The sequence below is a fragment of the Halovenus salina genome (assembly GCF_026410925.1).
Lineage (GTDB): Archaea > Halobacteriota > Halobacteria > Halobacteriales > Haloarculaceae > Halovenus > Halovenus salina.
In genome coordinates, this window is record NZ_CP112972.1 from 2342279 (window position 1) to 2358059 (window position 15781).

Genomic DNA, 15781 nt, shown 5'->3' on the forward strand with positions numbered 1-15781 from the left:
CGCTCGTTGCTGGACCAGAAACAATACCACATAACTAAAAACCCTCCCAAGTGAATAGTGTCGTGAGGTCCCCATGAAACGACGAGAGTTACTACTTAGCTCCGGAGGCGCCGCCGCAGTTCTCCTGAGTGGTCGCGTACCGAAAGCACAGGCACAGCAGACACCAGCACAGGCAGACATCGAGATAGAGCGGGCCATAGACCTCCTCCCCGCGCCCGACGAGTTGGATGCAGAATACCGCCGCGTCACCGAAGCGTCGGTCGAAGGAACTGACGAAGAAGAGCTTCCGTACCCGGCCAGAACCGTGGCACAGTTTGAGGACATTGACCTCGCTGACGTCGACTCTGTCGCGACGGCCTGGACCGACAACCAGCTCTCAGTTGGCGCTGTTTATGGCTCGTTCGACGCCCCAGAGCCGGGCAAGGAAGTCGAGGAAATCGGCGACTGGCGAATCGGTGACGACTCCGATAACAGGCTTGCAACCGCGAGCACTGACGGCAAGCTGTTTTTCGCAAATGCGGGCGACTCCGACACGCGAGTCGAGGCCGCAGAGGTCGGCCAGGAAGTTGGGATTGGCGGCGCTGACGCCGTCAACGACGGCGGGATTGACGCGCTCGACGAAGCGCTCGACCGCCTTGGCGAAAAGAAGCTGTTCTACTATATCGACAATCTCGAATTCGGCTCGTCGACTATTTTAGACCAGCTACAGACCTTCAGTGCTGGATTCGAGACGTCGCCCAACCAGCTGCGCGGAATGGACGGAACGGTAGAAAACTACTTCTACCTCGAAGCAGCCGAAGATGTCGAACTCGACGACGAGACAGTCAAAGAGATTCTCGTCGATCTCGAAGTCGGAGAAATCGTCGAATTCGAAACCGAAGACGACGGTGAGTTCGTGTTTGTCGAGGCGGTCGTCAAGGCGCCGCCCGAGCGGGCACGCGAGAAAGCACCCGACGCATCGGTCAGCCTGACCTCCGAGGAAGGGACCGTTACCTTCGAACACCAGCGAGGCGAGTCCATTCCGGCGGACATGCTCGAGCTCTGGGTGAACGGCGAACTCGCCGACACCCAGCCCGCAGACGAGTTCGATACGTTCGGACAGGGGGATTCCCTCACCGTCGACACCGACCCGCTTGCGAGTGTTTTCCTGCGCTGGTTCGACGAGGAGAAAAACCAGTACTACGAGTACGTCAGCGCCGTGGTCGGCAGCGACCGCTTCGAGACGGCGTACGACCCGTCGGCAGAGACCGTCGAGATAACGTACACCGGCGAGACAGAGGCCAATACCGACATTCTCGAACTCTCTCACCGCCAGCGGGTCGACGAGGACGGCAACACGTTCCGCTACGAGACAGAACAACTGACTGAACCGCTCGAAGACATCGGCGAGACGCTCGAAAACGGCGACTCCTTGGTCGTCGAAGATGTCGAGATTCGAGACAGGGTCACGCTTGAACTCGATGTCCCACAGCAGCCACCGGGCACGTTCGGCCCAGAGACGACCCTGGTCAGGTACCGCGTCCGCCAGCCACGTCTCTCGATCAGGAACCGGCCAGACGACGGGATCGCCCTCCGGTACTACGACGACACTACCCGTGACGCCGAGAACTTCCGTGTGCTCGCCGACGGCGAGGAGATGGAGACACAGCCGAGCGACGAATACGACACGCTCGAAGAAGGCGACCGGATACAGCTTCCGGACGTGGAGTACGGGACAAAAGTCGTCGTCGAGTGGACCGGTGGCGACGAGGGGGTCGTCGTTGAGCAACAGGTCATCACGCCTCAGCTCTACATGCAGACATCCTACGACGACGAGGCCGGAACTGTGACTATCTCTCACGAGGGCGGTAACACAGTCGAGGCCGATAACCTCGAACTCACGATGGGCGGAGAGACAACTGACACACAGTTCAGCGACGAGTTCGAGACCGTCAGCCAGGGCGATTCACTCTCTGTCGAGACGGGGCCGTTCCAGTCTCTCAGAGTCACCTGGAGTGACGGCGACATAACGGAACGGGTTGAACACGCAGTCACCGGGCGAGGACTGTTCCGCGGGAGCTACGACCCAGCCGAGGAGACGGTCGAACTGACATACACTGGAACCCAGACGGCCGACGCGTCGAATCTCGAACTCCGACAGTACAGCCGCGCCCCGGCGGATAATGACGACCAACCGCAGCCTTTCGACGATATCGACACGCTCGAAGAGGGTGACACCATCACGGTTGAAGATGTTGGCCCGAGGAATGGGATCAATGTCGTCTACTCCTCGGAGAGTGAACACGGGACACGGTATAGGACCGTCTATCGGTTCACTGCACAGCCCCGGCGCGCGTTCGACTTTGACAACCGTGAAGGAACGCTCGTCGCGACCTACGACGAGAATTCGGCTCGTGACGCCACCGAGTTCCGACTTCTTGCTGACGGCGAGGAAATCGACACGCAGCCCGGCGACGAGTACGACACGCTCGAAGAAGGCGACGAACTGGAACTGGGCTCCTTTGACCCCGGGACCACAATCACTGTCGAGTGGCCCACCAGCGGCGACGCGACGCCGGTTCAAGAGCACACTGTCGTGCCGGACGCGAGCTTCGCTGTCAGCTACGACGGCGACGACGGCGAACTCCGCATCGAACACGACGGCGGCGACGGAATTGATTCGGGCAAACTCGGCGTCCACGCGCCACCAGCAACGCAGGGACTGACCGCATGGGATGGCGACGGAACCGTCTCCGAAGGCGACTCGATGACAATCGAATCTGAAGAGAAACCAGACCGCGCGCTTGTCATCTACGACAGAAGCGACGTCCTCGACCGGGCGAACCTCTCCGAGTAATCGTTCGTCTCCCCGTCTTTTATTCGAGAACCGCCGAGAGTGCAGTGACTGCACGCTCGACGTGCGTTTTATCCACGACCAGCGGCGGCAGGAACCGAACCACGTGTTTCCCGGCGGTAAGTGCCAGCACGTGCTGGTCGTGTGCGAGCGCAGTGACCGCATCTGAAGCGCTCCCCTCGATTTCGACACCGACCATCAGTCCCTCTCCGCGAACATCCCGGACGCTATCTCCGAGTTCGCGTTCGAGTTGTTCACGCAGGTAGGCACCCATCTCGTCGGCGTGGGACGGGATTTGCTCGTCGTGAATCGTCGAAAGCGTGGCCTCGGCAGCTGCGGCGACGACGGGACTGCCGCCGAACGTGGAGGCGTGGTTGCCGTACTCCTCGGCAATCCAGTCCCGACACATCGTCGCTCCGATTGGGAGGCCGTTGGCGAGTCCCTTCGCGCTCGTCACCATGTCGGGGACGATATCGGCGCGCTCGTGGTTCCACATCCGCCCGGTCCGTCCGAGTCCAGTCTGGACCTCGTCGAAGACCAGCGCCGCACCGGCCTCCTCGGTCGCCTCGCGGGCCGTCTGGAGGAACGTTTCGCTTGCGGGGTTGATGCCGCCTGCTCCTTGGATCGGTTCGAGGATGACGGCGGCGGTGTCGTCGTCGACGGCCTCGGCCAGTGTCTCGCTGTCGTTGTAGGGGACGAACTCGGTATCGTCGAGCAACGGCTCATAGTGACTGCGGTACTTGTCCTTCCAGGTGACCGACAGTGAGCCCATCGTTCGCCCGTGGAAGGCGTGGGTGGCAGCGACGAATTTCGTGTTGCCGGTCGCCGAGCGCGCGAACTTGAGCGCGGCTTCGTTGGCCTCGGTCCCGGAGTTACAGACCCAGACGTTGTCGAGGTGGGCAGGCGCGGCCGCAGTAAGCGTCTCGTGGAGCCGCTGCCGGATGTCGACTGGGTACACCGCTTGGACGAACGTCAGGTCGTCAAGCTGGTCGTCGACCGCTGACCTGACAGACTCGTGGCTGTGACCAAGCGGCGTGCAGGCGTAGTTCGCGCCGAAATCGAGGTACTCTGTCCCGCTGCTGTCTGTGAGACGTACTCCGTCACCGCTTTCTATTTCCATTGACTTCTGTGAATAAGTGAACCCACTCATGGCTGTCCGCAGTACCTCCGGGGCGATTATGGTTGCGCTTTTCGGCCATCTCACTACGTCGCTTCGTCGTCGCTGTCTTCGTCGTCACCGTTTTGACCTTCCTCGTCATCTTTCCCGTCCGGCGTGGGCTGTTGGCTGTCCTCGCCCGTGCTGTTGTTGGCCGGTCTGTTATCGCGGTCGTCCGCTCCCGCCTGGTCGTCGCTGTCGCCAGCTTCTACTTCGTCGTCCGGACCTCTGGTGGTGTTCTCGCGGCCATCGTCCCCCGGGGGCTGGTCGTCGTCACGGTCGTTGGGAGGTGTCCCGTCCGGGCCGCCGCGGTTGTCCGGTGGGCCGCCCTCGCGACTGTTGTTCGCGCCAGGGGCTCCCGTTTCGTTTCTCGGTGGGCCGTTCCCGCGACCCGGTATCTCGCCGGCGTTGGGGCCGGCGATGTCACGGGCGATTGCGGCAACTTCGGGACCAGATAGCTCGCTGGCCCGGTCTCTCAGCGTCTGAATCGCAGTCGCGTTGACGCCGCGCTCTTCGAGAGCGGCTCTGGGAACGGCGGTGGCCGCCTGCTGTGTCTGGTTTGTCGCCTGCGTGAGCAGCCGAATCTGTGTCGCGACTTTTGCCATCTCGGCCCGGAACTTCCCGTCGGTTATCTCGCCGGCGTCGTGGCGCGCTTCGAGGTCGGCTTTCCGTTCTTCGAGCTCTGTGAGGCGCTTGTCGACGGTCTGGAGGCGGTCGGCGAGGACGGCCGCCTTGGAGCTGTTATCTGGAGCCTGACTGAACCGAATGCCGAACGCTCGCTGGTCGAGCTCTCCGTCGAGCTCTGCACCCTGAACGTTGATGGCTCCGGACAACTGCTCGCCGGGTGCAGTGGCGTTGTTCTCGGTCTGTGTGGCGCCGCTGGTGGTCGGTGCTACCCCCATTGCGGGCACGGCAAGCACCGCGAGCGCCGCCACGGCAACCACGACGAGCGGGACAGTCTGTCTCATCACTTTGACTGTGGTTCCGGTATCGCTTATAAATGAACGGTCTTCAACCCCAGTTTCGTCCCGATTAAGCCGGATTTACACTGCCGAAGGCAGTTATTGCTCATCGTCCGGGCCGCCCTCGGCTGTATCGTCGTCCGGGACAATATCGACGTCGGGTAGTGTCAGGACATTCTCACGGCCGATACGGAACGTCTCGATTTTCTCCGCCTCCCGGAGGTCGCCGACGACCTGGCTGGTCATCGCCGCGCTCCAGTCGAGGCGTTCGGCGACCTCCTTCTGTTTGATACGGCCGCCGTTGTCCTCGACGAGTGCGAGCACGCGTTCCTCGTTGCTCAAAAGCTCCGAAGGTGGCCCTGTCTCCTGTTTGGGCCTTGAGCCCGCAGCCGCTTCTTCGGCTGTCGCTGTACTCTCGCTTTCACCGCGTCTGAGATAGACCGCCAGCCCGACGCCGACGATGGCGACGACGACCCCGACGACCAGTATCGGTGTCGACACTGCGCTGGAACCGTCCTCTGAGGCCGGCACCAGCACGGCGCGTGGCTCGCCCGTCCCGAACTCGAGTGGACCGCGCCAGGTGAGCTGTTGTCCGGTGACTGTTTCCGCCTGCGGACGCTGTGAGTCGAGGCGTAGCTCGTCTGGCCAGCGGAGCGTGAAACTCGTTCCTTCGTCGAGCACGAGCCCGTCGAGCGCGTCGCCAGCGCGGACCGTCCCGTCGTCGACGGCGGCGAAGCCGGTCCAGGCAAACGAGAAGATAATCTCACCGAACTCGGCGTCGGGCTGCGTGGTCCGTTCGGTCGTCATACTGACGTTCTCGACCGACATCGCCCGATTGGTTGTCGTCGCGGCGCTCTCAGCGGTTCGGCGTATCCGGTCGGCAAACGGGTCGAGGTATACCGACTCGTTGGCGCGAATTTCGGTCTGGAGGTCTTCGAAAGCCTGCACCGACTCGTCGTCACCGAGATCGAGTCGGTAGGTTACCTGCCACTCTGTGTCTCCGTCTGTATCGACGGTCGCCGCCATCCTCGTGGTGTCGGCATCGATGTCTGTCTGGAACAGCGTGCCCTCCGGCGCGTCGCTGGCTCCAGCAGTGCCGACAACTGCGGCGACGCCAAGGCACACCACCGCGAACACGACGACACCCAAGACAGCGGTCCAGCGAGTGCGACTCATCGTTCGTTGGTTTTTCTGCCCGTCGTCATATGTGTTGTCCGCCTGGCCGGAACAAATTTGACTCTGGCGACCGAGCTGACAATTATGCGAGCAGAACTCGACGCCGATACGCTGCTGGAGATAATCCTCGTATTGGTTATCGTCTGGCTCGTCCTCGCCGTCCTGGACGCCACGGTCGACCTGCTCGGGAGTCTGCTGGGGCTGCTCCCGAATCTCATTGGACTGGTCATTGCGGTCCTTATCGTCCTCTGGCTGCTCGACCGCATCTGAGACGCGGGCTCTGGATGGCATCAATCGGTGCAATCTTGTCCGTGTGGCGTCTAAGCCAAATACATGGAGTCGACAGCCGACGACGGTGTTCCCGAGCGCCCGCTCGTCCGCACCAGCAATCCCCTCCAGCGTGTTGGTAACATCACACACGCGCTATTGCTCGTTGCTGTCGCGTTTCTCGTCGCCGGTATCGTCCAGGGGTTCGGTCTCTCGGTGCTCGACGGGTTCGGCCTGACAGAGGAGAACGCACCGGTGCTCACACAGATTGTGCCGATGGGCCTCCACTTCGTCGGATTCTTCGCTGTCGCGGGTGCCTATCTCAGCTGGGATGGGGAGAGACTCGTCCGGACCGTCCGCCCGACCTGGCACGATATCCGCTGGATACTGCTTGGGTTCTCGCTGCTCGTCGCGTTCATGGTCGGTCTCGACGTGGTGCTTGCACAGCTCGGGCTCGAACCCGCTGAAAACGCCACCGTCGACGTCGGAAAAGACAATCCACAGTTGTTTCTCTACTTCGTCCCGCTCGTCGTCTTCTTGAACGCGCCCGCAGAGGAGCTGCTTTTCAGAGGCGTCGTCCAGGGACTGTTCCGGCGCTCGTACGGCGTCGTCCCGGGCGTTCTTGGCGCGTCGCTCGTCTTCGGGCTGGTCCATTATGTCGCGCTCGTCGGCACCGGCAGCCGCTTTGCGTACGTTGCCGTGGCGTTCGTCTCCGGACTGGTCCTCGGGGCGTTACACGAGTACACCGAGAATCTCACGGTGCCAATTGCCGTCCACGCCTGCTGGAACGTCGTCGTCTACCTCAACCTCTACGTGGGTGCAACTGGCCTCCTCGGATAGCAGTCGGACAGCTGTCTGACGCCATTTTAAGACCATTCTACGCGTAGCCACCGTACATGGTCGCCCGCTACACACTGGTGTGTGACGACGACATCTCACGCGATGTTCGGGCGCTGGCACGGGAACACGGCGTGACCGAGGAAGAGGTGTTGCGCCAGCTCGTCGATCTCGGACTCGACGCGCTCGAGGAGGACGCTGGCGTTCCCAGCTAGCCGTCAGGCCGGGTTCTTCCGGGAGAGGTCGCTCCCACAGATGGGACAGCGGTCGTGGTGGTCGTCGAACTCGCGGCCACAGCCCTGACACTGGAACGTCCAGTCGCGCTGCTCGGCGATGCCCTCGCGCTCAATGACCTCGACGGTGACATTCAGCTTTTCGGCGACGTTTTGCATCGCGTAGTCGTCGGTGACCAGCCGGCCGTCGAGTTCGAACGCCGCGGCGACGAGACGGATGTCGGTCTCGGAGAGCTCTTCGAGGTCGCCGGTCTCTCCTGCGGCTCGCTCGATTCGGACAACCGTCTCCTCGTCGGGAATGTGAAGATGCATCCCCGACCCCTCCAGCGCGTCGAACCGGTAGGCACTCTCGTCTTCGAGCTCTTCCCGGACCAACGGCACTGTGGCTATCGGTTCGTCGGTGTGGTACTCGTGGATGAACGCCGAGGAATCCAGAACGAACATTCGATTAGCGGTCGATAATCATGTGGTCTTTGACTGCCTGGACGCGCTCTACAGGGACGAGCGCGCGACCCTGCTCGTTTCGCTCAAACTCGGCGGGGTCGGCGGTCTCGTCAAGCGTAATAATCAGGTTCTCGAGCTGTCCGGTCTCTAGGTCCATCGAGATGTTGTATAACATCCCCATTTCGGTCCCGTCTGTGCCCATGACTGCTTTCCCGGACAGGTTTTCGGCGAGTATCTCTGCCATTATTGGCCCTATTCTCACCCCGCCCAATTGAATCTTATTGTTGTTTGATCAATATCTTCGACCACGTCTGCGCCAATCGTCTTCGGTCGATCGGTCCACAGACCCGGCAATTGATTACGACTCCGGCCCTACAGTTGACTATGCCTGCCACGCTCGAAGTCGTCTGTACAGCCGACGACTGCGAACTCGACATGTTCGAGATGCACTACACCTACGACATGCCCGAGGAGGTTGGTCTCGCGGACTTCCAGTGTCCGTACTGCAGCGGGACTGACTGCCTCTCGGAGGTCGAGCTATGATTCAGGATATCGGCGAGTCGGTCGGCTCGTCGCTGTTCGAGACCGTCGGCCGGATGTTCGGGCGTGCCCAGGAACAGCGACCGCTGCCGGCCGACCTCTACGAGAGCGACGACGCCTTCCTGGCTGTCTTCGACGCGCCGGGCGCACACCCCGCGGACGTGCAGGTGAAATACGAAGAAGACGCGGTCGTGGTCCGGGTCGATCGCTTCCGTGACTTCTACGACGGGTTCGAGATGCAGTTCCCGGGTCGAGGACTGACACTCGACGGCCGTATCGAGCTACCCTCCGAAAGCGATGTCGAGCCAGCAGCGGCGAGTGCGACACTCACCGACGACGGGACGCTCCGTGTTCACGTCCCGAAAGTATCGACAAAAACGACCGACGACTCCTGACCACACTCTCAGCTCTACTTTCACTTTCAGGCGGCCTTTTAACCCCGCCGGTGTCGTACCATCGTACATGTCCCAGGCAACACTCGACGACGACGAACTGTTCACCGAGGCCGCCTCCGAAATGCGCGACGACGTGGAGGCCTCGCTTGATGCCGCACACGAATCGCTCCCGGACGCCGAGACAGTCTGGGAGGTCGACGCCGAGAACACGCTCGGCGTACTCAATGCGCTACGCTCGGCGCTTGATGTCGGCGACGCCCGCGACGATCTCCGGGACGCGAAGAAGTGGTTCACGATGGGCAAAAAGGCAGACGCCTTCGAGGATGCTGACGACCTCGAAGCGGAGATTGCCGAGGTTGAGGACATCATCGCGGATATCGAAGAGGCGAGCGAACAGGTTGGTGACCTCGCCAGCACGGTCCCACAGCTGAAAAGCGCGCTCGAAGAAACAGACGAAGACGACGCCTGACCCTTCAGTCTCGCCGGCGTGGCCGTGTCGTATCTCGCCGTTCGACCGCGTCCAGAAGCTCCGCGAGTGCCGTCGCCGCGCTGTCGAGTAACTGCTCGCCGGCGGCCGCGCCACCCTCACGCGGGTCGCCGACGACCCCATTCTCGGTGAACTCCGCGGAGTCGTAGGCGAGGTTGACGCCGGACTGCCACTCGCCCCACCCCGCTGTGCTCTCTTTGCCGGCGCGCTCGATGCGCTCCTCTCGCACGAGATCGGGGTCAGTATACTGGACGACGCTTGTCTCGACCGGGCCGCCGTGACCCATCCGGATATCCACCTCGATATCGCCGTAGATGTCGGCGTCGAACCATGTAAACGGAACCGCATAGGCTTCGGATTCGCGGACGACGGTCCCACAGAGCTCACGGAGGGCGTCGACGTTGCCGCCGTGGCCGTTGACCAGGACGACGCGGTCCCAGCCGTGGGTCGTCAGGCTCTGGATTGTCTCGCGGACGTACTCGCGGAATGTGTCCTCACTCACCCAGAGCGTGCCGGGGAACTGCCGGTGTTCGGCCGCGACGCCGACCGGCACAGTCGGGCCGAGGACAGCTGTTCCGTCGTATTTGTCGACGCCAGCCTCGGCGACGGCGGTAGCTGTCAGGGTGTCTGTTCCGAGCGGCGCGTGTGGCCCGTGTTGTTCGGTGCTGCCGACAGGGAGGACTGCTAGGTCCGTCTCGCAGGCCGCGATGTCGGTCCAGGTCTGCTCGGTGAGCTTCATACCGTCGCCTGCGGGCGGGAGAGATAAAGGTTCACGTCCTTTCGACGGCTGTGTTCAGATAAGCACCGAGCAAACATCCTGTTTCTCTCGGCTAATCAAGCACATCCTGGCGGACTGAAAGGGCGAGGCTGTCTCGGCGAACCCCGACGACGTAAGCCGCGAGGCGGCACTGCCGCCTCGGCCCATCCGAACGGCGCGTTGCGCCGTGAGGAGACACTGCAGGCCGGTTACGGCCGAAGTCGTTCGAAAATCAAAGATTTTCGTGATGACGAAAGAGCTCCGCTCTTTCGAACCACGCGCAGCGAGTGTTCCGCGAATAGCATGAGCGGAACGACGAAAGACGAGCGGCGCGAGTCTTTCGGAACGCGGGAGTCGAGACAGTCGAGGGCTTTCCTCGTCTGAATCCTCCTCAAAATATCTTATCTGAACACTATCCTTCCGACGGCGGTGTTCAGATAATCTCGCCGTCAAGGCCGAGATGGATGAGGATACCGAGGAAGAAGGTTCCGACGACACTGACCACCGTGACCTGGTGCTCGACAGCCAGCCCGTCGGCGAGGATGACATCGCTCGTGGCGAGCCAGAGCGCGCCGGCGACGGCGGCAGTCAGCACGAAGGTGATTGGAACACTGTGTGTCCAGCCGCGGTGGCGACGCGTCACCAGTCCGATGACAGGGTCGACGAGGCTCGCGAGGCCGAGCGCGGCCAGCAATACGACGATGCTCACGACGAAGGCGGGTGGAATATCGGGTGCGCTCCCGAGTCCCTCGGCGAGTGCAGTCTCACTGGGGCCGACGAGCGCCGTCTCGATGCCGTCGACGAGGATATCCCACGAGAGCACTGCGAGCGCCACGACGCCGAGCCAGACGAGTACCTGGAAGGCTTTGACTGCCTTCCGACGGGGAATCGACTTGTGGTGATCGATATCCGGAAAGAGTGCGCCGACGAACGTCGCCGCGCCCCCACCGGCAGCGCCGGCCAGCGCCAACACCGGTGACTCGAAGACAGCAAACAGCGCGCCGCCGGTCACGAACGCAATCACGACAGCACCGATACGTCCCCATCGGGCATGGGTCGGGTAGTTCGGCATATCTGGCGGTTCGATGTCGGTCGTTATAGTCTCGGGGGTCTCGCTCCCACGGACAGGCTTATTCGACACCTGGACAATGTGGACATATGGCAATTGCACGCCACGCGACTGGCTTCCGAGCAGACCTGCGTGCGCTTGGCTCCCAGGTCCATCCCGTGTTTATGCTGCCGCCGCTCGCGGCTTCCTGGTTCGGAGCCATCGTCGCGGGCGAGTTCGGGCTCGGCGTCGGAGCCGTCCACATGGCGGCGATGTTCTGTGCCGTCTACACGGCACACGTCAAAGACGGCTACGTCGACTTCTACGGACGCGGCGAGGACGACGACCATCCCCTGACCAGCCAGGGCTGTCGGATTGCGCTCGCTGGTGCGACGGTCGGTTTCGTCTGCTGTGTCCTCGCCCTCGGCGTGGTAGTCGATGCCACTGCCGCCCTGATTACGCTGCCGACCTGGTTCATCGGGTTCCTGCACGCCCCGCAACTGGACACCAATCCTGTGACGACGACGCTCGGCTACCCCACTGGTATCGCGCTTGCAATCGTCGGCGGCCACTACGTCCAGGCCACGGCCGTCTCGGCGACCGCACTCGGGTTCGCGCTGGTCTTCCTGGTGACGCTTGCCGGCGTGAAGATAATCGACGATGAACAGGACTACGACTACGACCGCTCTATCTCGAAGGCGACGGTCGCGGTCGTGCTCGGTCGCACCCGGGCGCGCCGGCTTGCATTCTCCCTCTTTATGTTCGGATTGATTGGCGTCCTCTGGGGAACCCTCTCGGGGCTGTTTCCGCCGTCGTCGCCGCTTGGCGCACTCGCCTTCGGAGCGGTCGCCGTCGCCGCCAGCAGAGGGGGGCCGACCGTCGGGACGATGTTACTCATCCGCGGTGCCTACGTCTTCCTTGCGTTGCTCGTCGTTGCGGTCTGGTTCGAACCGTTCTCGGCCGTTGCGCTCCCTGATATCACCGCTCTCGGCTCGTACACCTATCTGGCGACCGAGATTGCCTTTGGCTCGCTCGCGCTGGCTCTGCTCGTCTACGCTGGCGCACTCGGACGCGCCGCCCGCACTCTTCTGGCGGTCTATCCCATCGCCTACGTCTGGGACTGGTACACGCTCGAAGTCGGCGTCTTCGACATCACGATGCGGACAGGGTACGACCTCTTTGGCATCCCAATCGAGGAACACATCTTCATGCTCGTGGTCCCGGGGCTGGTCATCGGGATGCACGAGGCCATCCAGACGTTAGCCGGCGACCAACGCGCCAACGGCACCGCCGACGGCGCTGTCGACGGCCGCGACCATCGCAACAGCCACGACCACGAGAAACGTCCCGAACCCGAGCGCGCTGCCGATAGCGCCCCCGACGGGGCCAAAGGCCAGCCCCGTGACTGAGAGCACGACAAAGAGCACCAGGCCGAGGACGACGCCGCTGAAACTGCCCGCGAGCAGGCCGTGCCAGAACCCGCTCGCGAGGCCGCCACCCGCCTTGTAGCCGGCCACGCCCCCGCCGAGCAACGCCGCCGCCAACTGTCCTACTCCCGGGATGACGAGCCCGACGATTCCGAGAGCGACGATAACGAGAAAGCCACTGACGACCGCGCTCCAGTCTGTCATGTGGCGAATGTCGGCTGGCGGCTATTTCAAACCACGGCCGACGCTCAGTGGTGGTTCACGCCTCGACGTGCGACACCGTATCTTCAACAGTACCAAATTCTGACAGAAACGCCGTGCAAGATGGAGGGCGCTTATATAGTACTCCACGTACTGCAAAACTGTTGGGACGCCGACGCCGAGGTCCCGTGCTGGCCATGTACTGAGACGGGTTCACCGCTCCAAGTTATGAACCTATGAACAGAGCCTCGAACGATTTATTCAAGAGCTAATACAGCATCACTATCAATCCCAGTGTAGAGGACTCCCTCGTAGATCGCAGGCGAGGAAAGCACTACACTAGTATCAAACCGCCATACTTCTGTTCCGTCTTCTTTATTTACTGCATACAATTTGTTTGAGTCAACACCAAAATAGACGCGCTCTTGACCGACAGTAGGAGATTGAATTATTGCTCCTTGGCGACCTCCGTATGACCCCTCAGTTCTAAACCTCCACTCGATTTCACCACTATCGGTGCTGAGAGAGTACACTCTACCAGGACTCTCAAACAACTCTCCATCGCCAACATAGAGAGATGTGTCGTCAACTGCTGGCGATGAACGGATAGACTGATCAGTATTAGTTGTCCATCTTTCGTCCCCGGTTTCAGCAGTTATAGCATGTACCGAACCTGCAGCAGTTGTCACGTACACATCCCCGTTTTTGACAACTGGGGCCCCAGTCACTTCGCCGTCAGCAGAAAACTCCCATCTGGGGCTTTCATCAGCTATGCCGACTGCGTAGACGGTCCCGGTTTCAGTGCCGCAATAGAGAGTGTTGTCCACAATAGCTGGTGAGGATAGAATCCCACTTGGGGTATCGAATGTCCACTCCTCCTCAGCGGTTTCCTTATTTATTCCAACTACACCACCAGTTTCCGGATCGCCCATATACACTCGATCAGCTGTTACTACCGGAGAAGCAGTATAGCTAGCTTGGCCAATCTGAGTACTCCATATCTCCGACCCATCAGCAGGATTTAATGCATAAAGTTGCCCATTATTGTCCGCGATGTAAAGAGCGTCTCCAACTGCTGCAGAAGACTGGAAAGCAGCATCGCTTTCAAACCGCCAGAGTTCAGATCCATCGTCTATGTTCACGGCATAAACATGTTTGTTCTGATTGTTCTCACCCCCTCCCCCTCCAAAATATGCAACACCATCGTGGATAGCCGGGGTGGTATGATTATTACCGTCGGTGCCAAATTGCCAACGGCGAGTCGGTGAACCGCGAGGACCATTTATCGCTGATGGAGAGCCGGTATTTTGATTGTCATACTGCGACCGTGGGAAGCCTGAGGTAACAAGTCCCGAACCGCCCTCACCGGTATCTTCAGTTGGGGTATCTTCAGTTGGGGTATCTTCAGTTGGGGTATCTTCAGTTGGGGTATCTTCAGTTGGGGTATCTTCAGTTGGGGTATCTTCAGTTGGGGTATCTTCAGTTGGGGTATCTTCAGTTGGTGTATCTTCAGTTGGGGTATCTTCAGTTGGTGTGTCATCGGATGAGGAGCGGACCACCTCCTCCGATTGGATCCCAAGCAACTCCTGTGCGCCAACATAGTAGCCAACGATACCACCAATCGCCCCGGTTCCAATGTAACCGATAAAGTCTCGTCGGTCAGTCACAATTTACGCAGATAAGTCGATATTATATATTACTGTGCATAGCTGTCTGATGTACTATAATATATTTGCCCTTCGAGGTGTGACAAGGCGTCTGGCGAACGTCGTAGTTTATTACAAATGCCGACTTCCATTCGGCTTTAGCGTGCTGACTTCACGCTCTGTATCTTGCACCGCGGCTGCAAACTGTCCATTCTGAAACAAATAAAACGATGCTACAAAACCCACAGGTCGACGTTCCATACCCCAGTCAATCCGGGGATGGACTGCTTGCGGTCGTCTCTGCGGTCTGTGCGGCGCGACAAATCGCCGACGGCGAGAGCTCGGTCTCACTCCAGGCCGGGAGCCGGTCGTCCGGACCAGGAGCTTCGACGCTTGCGGCGTATGCCCGGACCTGCTCGCGCTCGGCGCTTGAGTCGTAGTCGAGGCCGTTGAGCACGGCGTCCGTGGCGTACTGGTCGACGAGCCGGTCGGCGGCCGCTTGATACCGCTCGCGGAGACGGTCGTAGTCAGGGTCTAGGCCGTGGTCGGCGAGCGCCCGGAACAGCGCCGCACCGACCTCGTCGGCCATCGTCGACAGTCCGCTCGACCCCTCGACTGGTCGGTGGTCGTGTTTGTGGACGCCGAGGTCGACCTGTGCTGTCTGGTCCCGACCGGCGACCGCATACGCCTCCCCGAGCAGGCCGACTTCGAGCCCCCAGGTCCGCTGTGCGCGAACCTGTCTGGCAGCCTCGGCGGTGAACGCGAACTCCCCGGCCAGGGGATACCGGAACGCATCCAGATACGCCAGAAACGCGTCCCCGTCGCCGAGCGCGTCTATCAGCGGCGCGACGAACAGGCGTGTAAGGCGGCCGTAGAGCTGGTCGTTTTCGACGCGGGCGTAGTACCCCTTGACGAAATCGTACCCGTGGGCAAGCGGCGCGAGCAGCCGTGGGACGTGGCGCTCGCCGTAGGTCGTCGCGTCCGCGTCGTGGACGACGACGTACTCGGCCCGGTCGGCGGCAACGCCCATTCCCAGCCACACGTCACGACCCTTCCCGTGTGGACCGTCGAGACCGTGCGCTGCAAGCGCATCGCTGACGCCTGCAGCGTTACACCACAGGACCGTCACGGACAGGTCGAAGTCAGTGACCCACTCGCGGAACGCACCCGCCGTTTCTACGGGCGCGCGGAGAGGGACGACAACTGAGGCCGGTCCGACCGTTTCGAGCGCCGAAAAGATGTGTTCGGGGGTAACTGCCTGCGGGGTGTCGCCGGCAATCGGCACCACGACAGCACACTCACCAAGCGGTGCTTTCGGCGTCGGGTCGGCCAGGTCATGAATCGTCGTCACGTACTCCTGTGCGTAATCCAT

At 61.3% G+C, this 15781-nt stretch carries 17 protein-coding genes and 1 pseudogene; 8 read left to right on the plus strand and 10 right to left on the minus strand.

The window, feature by feature from the left end; genetic code table 11:
• Nucleotides 1-73: 73 nt before the first annotated feature.
• On the plus strand, nucleotides 74-2836 hold the full coding sequence (locus tag OSC37_RS11715) for a hypothetical protein (protein ID WP_267161632.1): 2763 nt from the start codon (nucleotides 74-76) through the stop codon (nucleotides 2834-2836).
• Between the two features lie 19 nt (nucleotides 2837-2855).
• Here OSC37_RS11715 and OSC37_RS11720 read toward each other — a convergent pair whose 3' ends face one another.
• The 3 genes from OSC37_RS11720 to OSC37_RS11730 all read right to left on the minus strand — a co-directional run bounded on the left by OSC37_RS11720 (nucleotide 2856) and on the right by OSC37_RS11730 (nucleotide 6127).
• The gene (locus OSC37_RS11720) at nucleotides 2856-3983 is read right to left on the minus strand and encodes an aspartate aminotransferase family protein (protein WP_267161633.1); all 1128 of its coding nucleotides are present in this window, start codon (nucleotides 3981-3983) and stop codon (nucleotides 2856-2858) included.
• A 53-nt stretch (nucleotides 3984-4036) separates the two neighbouring features.
• Entirely contained in the window at nucleotides 4037-4957 is a 921-nt protein-coding gene (locus tag OSC37_RS11725; protein WP_267161634.1) for a DUF7096 domain-containing protein, read from the minus strand.
• 93 nt (nucleotides 4958-5050) lie between these two features.
• Nucleotides 5051-6127, minus strand: coding sequence for a helix-turn-helix transcriptional regulator (locus tag OSC37_RS11730; RefSeq protein ID WP_267161635.1), 1077 nt, complete (start codon nucleotides 6125-6127; stop codon nucleotides 5051-5053).
• An 84-nt stretch (nucleotides 6128-6211) separates the two neighbouring features.
• On the opposite strand from OSC37_RS11730, the gene OSC37_RS11735 reads away from it, so the two are divergent.
• The 3 genes from OSC37_RS11735 (at nucleotide 6212) to OSC37_RS11745 (ending at nucleotide 7446) form a co-directional block, all read left to right on the plus strand.
• Entirely contained in the window at nucleotides 6212-6397 is a 186-nt protein-coding gene (locus OSC37_RS11735) for a DUF7554 family protein (RefSeq protein ID WP_368409460.1), read from the plus strand.
• A gap of 63 nt (nucleotides 6398-6460) precedes the next feature.
• Complete coding sequence (locus OSC37_RS11740) at nucleotides 6461-7234, plus strand: CPBP family intramembrane glutamic endopeptidase (RefSeq protein WP_267161636.1); 774 nt, start codon at nucleotides 6461-6463, stop codon at nucleotides 7232-7234.
• 56 nt (nucleotides 7235-7290) lie between these two features.
• Nucleotides 7291-7446 (plus strand): CopG family transcriptional regulator, encoded by a 156-nt coding sequence (locus OSC37_RS11745; RefSeq protein ID WP_267161637.1) that lies wholly within the window; start codon nucleotides 7291-7293, stop codon nucleotides 7444-7446.
• Between the two features lie 3 nt (nucleotides 7447-7449).
• Here the strand turns inward: OSC37_RS11745 and OSC37_RS11750 are convergent, their stop codons facing one another.
• Together OSC37_RS11750 and OSC37_RS11755 are read right to left on the minus strand one after the other, a co-directional pair.
• A complete protein-coding gene (locus tag OSC37_RS11750) occupies nucleotides 7450-7908 on the minus strand; it encodes an NOB1 family endonuclease (protein ID WP_267161638.1) in 459 nt (152 codons plus the stop codon).
• Nucleotides 7909-7912: 4 nt separating this feature from the next.
• Nucleotides 7913-8152 (minus strand): PRC-barrel domain-containing protein, encoded by a 240-nt coding sequence (locus tag OSC37_RS11755; protein ID WP_267161639.1) that lies wholly within the window; start codon nucleotides 8150-8152, stop codon nucleotides 7913-7915.
• 140 nt (nucleotides 8153-8292) lie between these two features.
• On the opposite strand from OSC37_RS11755, the gene OSC37_RS11760 reads away from it, so the two are divergent.
• The 3 genes from OSC37_RS11760 to OSC37_RS11770 all read left to right on the plus strand — a co-directional run bounded on the left by OSC37_RS11760 (nucleotide 8293) and on the right by OSC37_RS11770 (nucleotide 9312).
• Nucleotides 8293-8451: a DUF7559 family protein gene (locus tag OSC37_RS11760; RefSeq protein ID WP_267161640.1), complete on the plus strand. Its 159-nt coding sequence runs from the start codon at nucleotides 8293-8295 to the stop codon at nucleotides 8449-8451.
• Entirely contained in the window at nucleotides 8448-8843 is a 396-nt protein-coding gene (locus OSC37_RS11765) for an Hsp20/alpha crystallin family protein (RefSeq protein WP_267161641.1), read from the plus strand. Before OSC37_RS11760 ends, OSC37_RS11765 begins: the two co-directional genes overlap by 4 nt.
• A 67-nt stretch (nucleotides 8844-8910) precedes the next feature.
• Nucleotides 8911-9312 (plus strand): DUF5790 family protein, encoded by a 402-nt coding sequence (locus OSC37_RS11770; RefSeq protein WP_267161642.1) that lies wholly within the window; start codon nucleotides 8911-8913, stop codon nucleotides 9310-9312.
• 4 nt (nucleotides 9313-9316) lie between these two features.
• Here OSC37_RS11770 and OSC37_RS11775 read toward each other — a convergent pair whose 3' ends face one another.
• Nucleotides 9317-10069 carry a creatininase family protein gene (locus OSC37_RS11775; RefSeq protein ID WP_267161643.1) on the minus strand — a complete coding sequence of 251 codons (753 nt, stop codon included), beginning with the start codon at nucleotides 10067-10069 and terminating at the stop codon, nucleotides 9317-9319.
• 451 nt (nucleotides 10070-10520) lie between these two features.
• On the minus strand, nucleotides 10521-11159 hold the full coding sequence (locus OSC37_RS11780) for a metal-dependent hydrolase (protein WP_267161644.1): 639 nt from the start codon (nucleotides 11157-11159) through the stop codon (nucleotides 10521-10523).
• An 86-nt stretch (nucleotides 11160-11245) separates the two neighbouring features.
• Here OSC37_RS11780 and OSC37_RS11785 point away from each other — a divergent pair, with 86 nt between their 5' ends.
• Nucleotides 11246-12544, plus strand: coding sequence for a lycopene cyclase (locus OSC37_RS11785; protein ID WP_368409461.1), 1299 nt, complete (start codon nucleotides 11246-11248; stop codon nucleotides 12542-12544).
• Here the strand turns inward: OSC37_RS11785 and OSC37_RS11795 are convergent.
• The 3 genes and pseudogenes from OSC37_RS11795 to OSC37_RS11805 all read right to left on the minus strand — a co-directional run.
• Nucleotides 12467-12766, minus strand: a pseudogene (locus tag OSC37_RS11795) (DUF5518 domain-containing protein); the annotation flags it as partial. The gene OSC37_RS11785 and the pseudogene OSC37_RS11795 overlap by 78 nt on opposite strands.
• Before the next feature lie 254 nt (nucleotides 12767-13020).
• Nucleotides 13021-14430 (minus strand): outer membrane protein assembly factor BamB family protein, encoded by a 1410-nt coding sequence (locus tag OSC37_RS11800; RefSeq protein ID WP_267161646.1) that lies wholly within the window; start codon nucleotides 14428-14430, stop codon nucleotides 13021-13023.
• Nucleotides 14431-14677: 247 nt separating this feature from the next.
• Nucleotides 14678-15781 carry a glycosyltransferase family protein gene (locus tag OSC37_RS11805; protein WP_267161647.1) on the minus strand — a complete coding sequence of 368 codons (1104 nt, stop codon included), beginning with the start codon at nucleotides 15779-15781 and terminating at the stop codon, nucleotides 14678-14680.

Excerpts from the sequence above, each read along its gene's own strand:
- OSC37_RS11715 (WP_267161632.1), top strand. The coding sequence starts at position 74 with ATGAAACGACGAGAGTTACTACTTAGCTCCGGAGGCGCCGCCGCAGTT.
- OSC37_RS11720 (WP_267161633.1), bottom strand. The coding sequence starts at position 3,983 with ATGAGTGGGTTCACTTATTCACAGAAGTCAATGGAAATAGAAAGCGGT.
- OSC37_RS11725 (WP_267161634.1), bottom strand. The coding sequence starts at position 4,957 with ATGAGACAGACTGTCCCGCTCGTCGTGGTTGCCGTGGCGGCGCTCGCG.
- OSC37_RS11730 (WP_267161635.1), bottom strand. The coding sequence starts at position 6,127 with ATGAGTCGCACTCGCTGGACCGCTGTCTTGGGTGTCGTCGTGTTCGCG.
- OSC37_RS11735 (WP_368409460.1), top strand. The coding sequence starts at position 6,212 with ATGCGAGCAGAACTCGACGCCGATACGCTGCTGGAGATAATCCTCGTA.
- OSC37_RS11740 (WP_267161636.1), top strand. The coding sequence starts at position 6,461 with ATGGAGTCGACAGCCGACGACGGTGTTCCCGAGCGCCCGCTCGTCCGC.
- OSC37_RS11745 (WP_267161637.1), top strand. The coding sequence starts at position 7,291 with ATGGTCGCCCGCTACACACTGGTGTGTGACGACGACATCTCACGCGAT.
- OSC37_RS11750 (WP_267161638.1), bottom strand. The coding sequence starts at position 7,908 with ATGTTCGTTCTGGATTCCTCGGCGTTCATCCACGAGTACCACACCGAC.
- OSC37_RS11755 (WP_267161639.1), bottom strand. The coding sequence starts at position 8,152 with ATGGCAGAGATACTCGCCGAAAACCTGTCCGGGAAAGCAGTCATGGGC.
- OSC37_RS11760 (WP_267161640.1), top strand. The coding sequence starts at position 8,293 with ATGCCTGCCACGCTCGAAGTCGTCTGTACAGCCGACGACTGCGAACTC.
- OSC37_RS11765 (WP_267161641.1), top strand. The coding sequence starts at position 8,448 with ATGATTCAGGATATCGGCGAGTCGGTCGGCTCGTCGCTGTTCGAGACC.
- OSC37_RS11770 (WP_267161642.1), top strand. The coding sequence starts at position 8,911 with ATGTCCCAGGCAACACTCGACGACGACGAACTGTTCACCGAGGCCGCC.
- OSC37_RS11775 (WP_267161643.1), bottom strand. The coding sequence starts at position 10,069 with ATGAAGCTCACCGAGCAGACCTGGACCGACATCGCGGCCTGCGAGACG.
- OSC37_RS11780 (WP_267161644.1), bottom strand. The coding sequence starts at position 11,159 with ATGCCGAACTACCCGACCCATGCCCGATGGGGACGTATCGGTGCTGTC.
- OSC37_RS11785 (WP_368409461.1), top strand. The coding sequence starts at position 11,246 with ATGGCAATTGCACGCCACGCGACTGGCTTCCGAGCAGACCTGCGTGCG.
- OSC37_RS11805 (WP_267161647.1), bottom strand. The coding sequence starts at position 15,781 with ATGGATTACGCACAGGAGTACGTGACGACGATTCATGACCTGGCCGAC.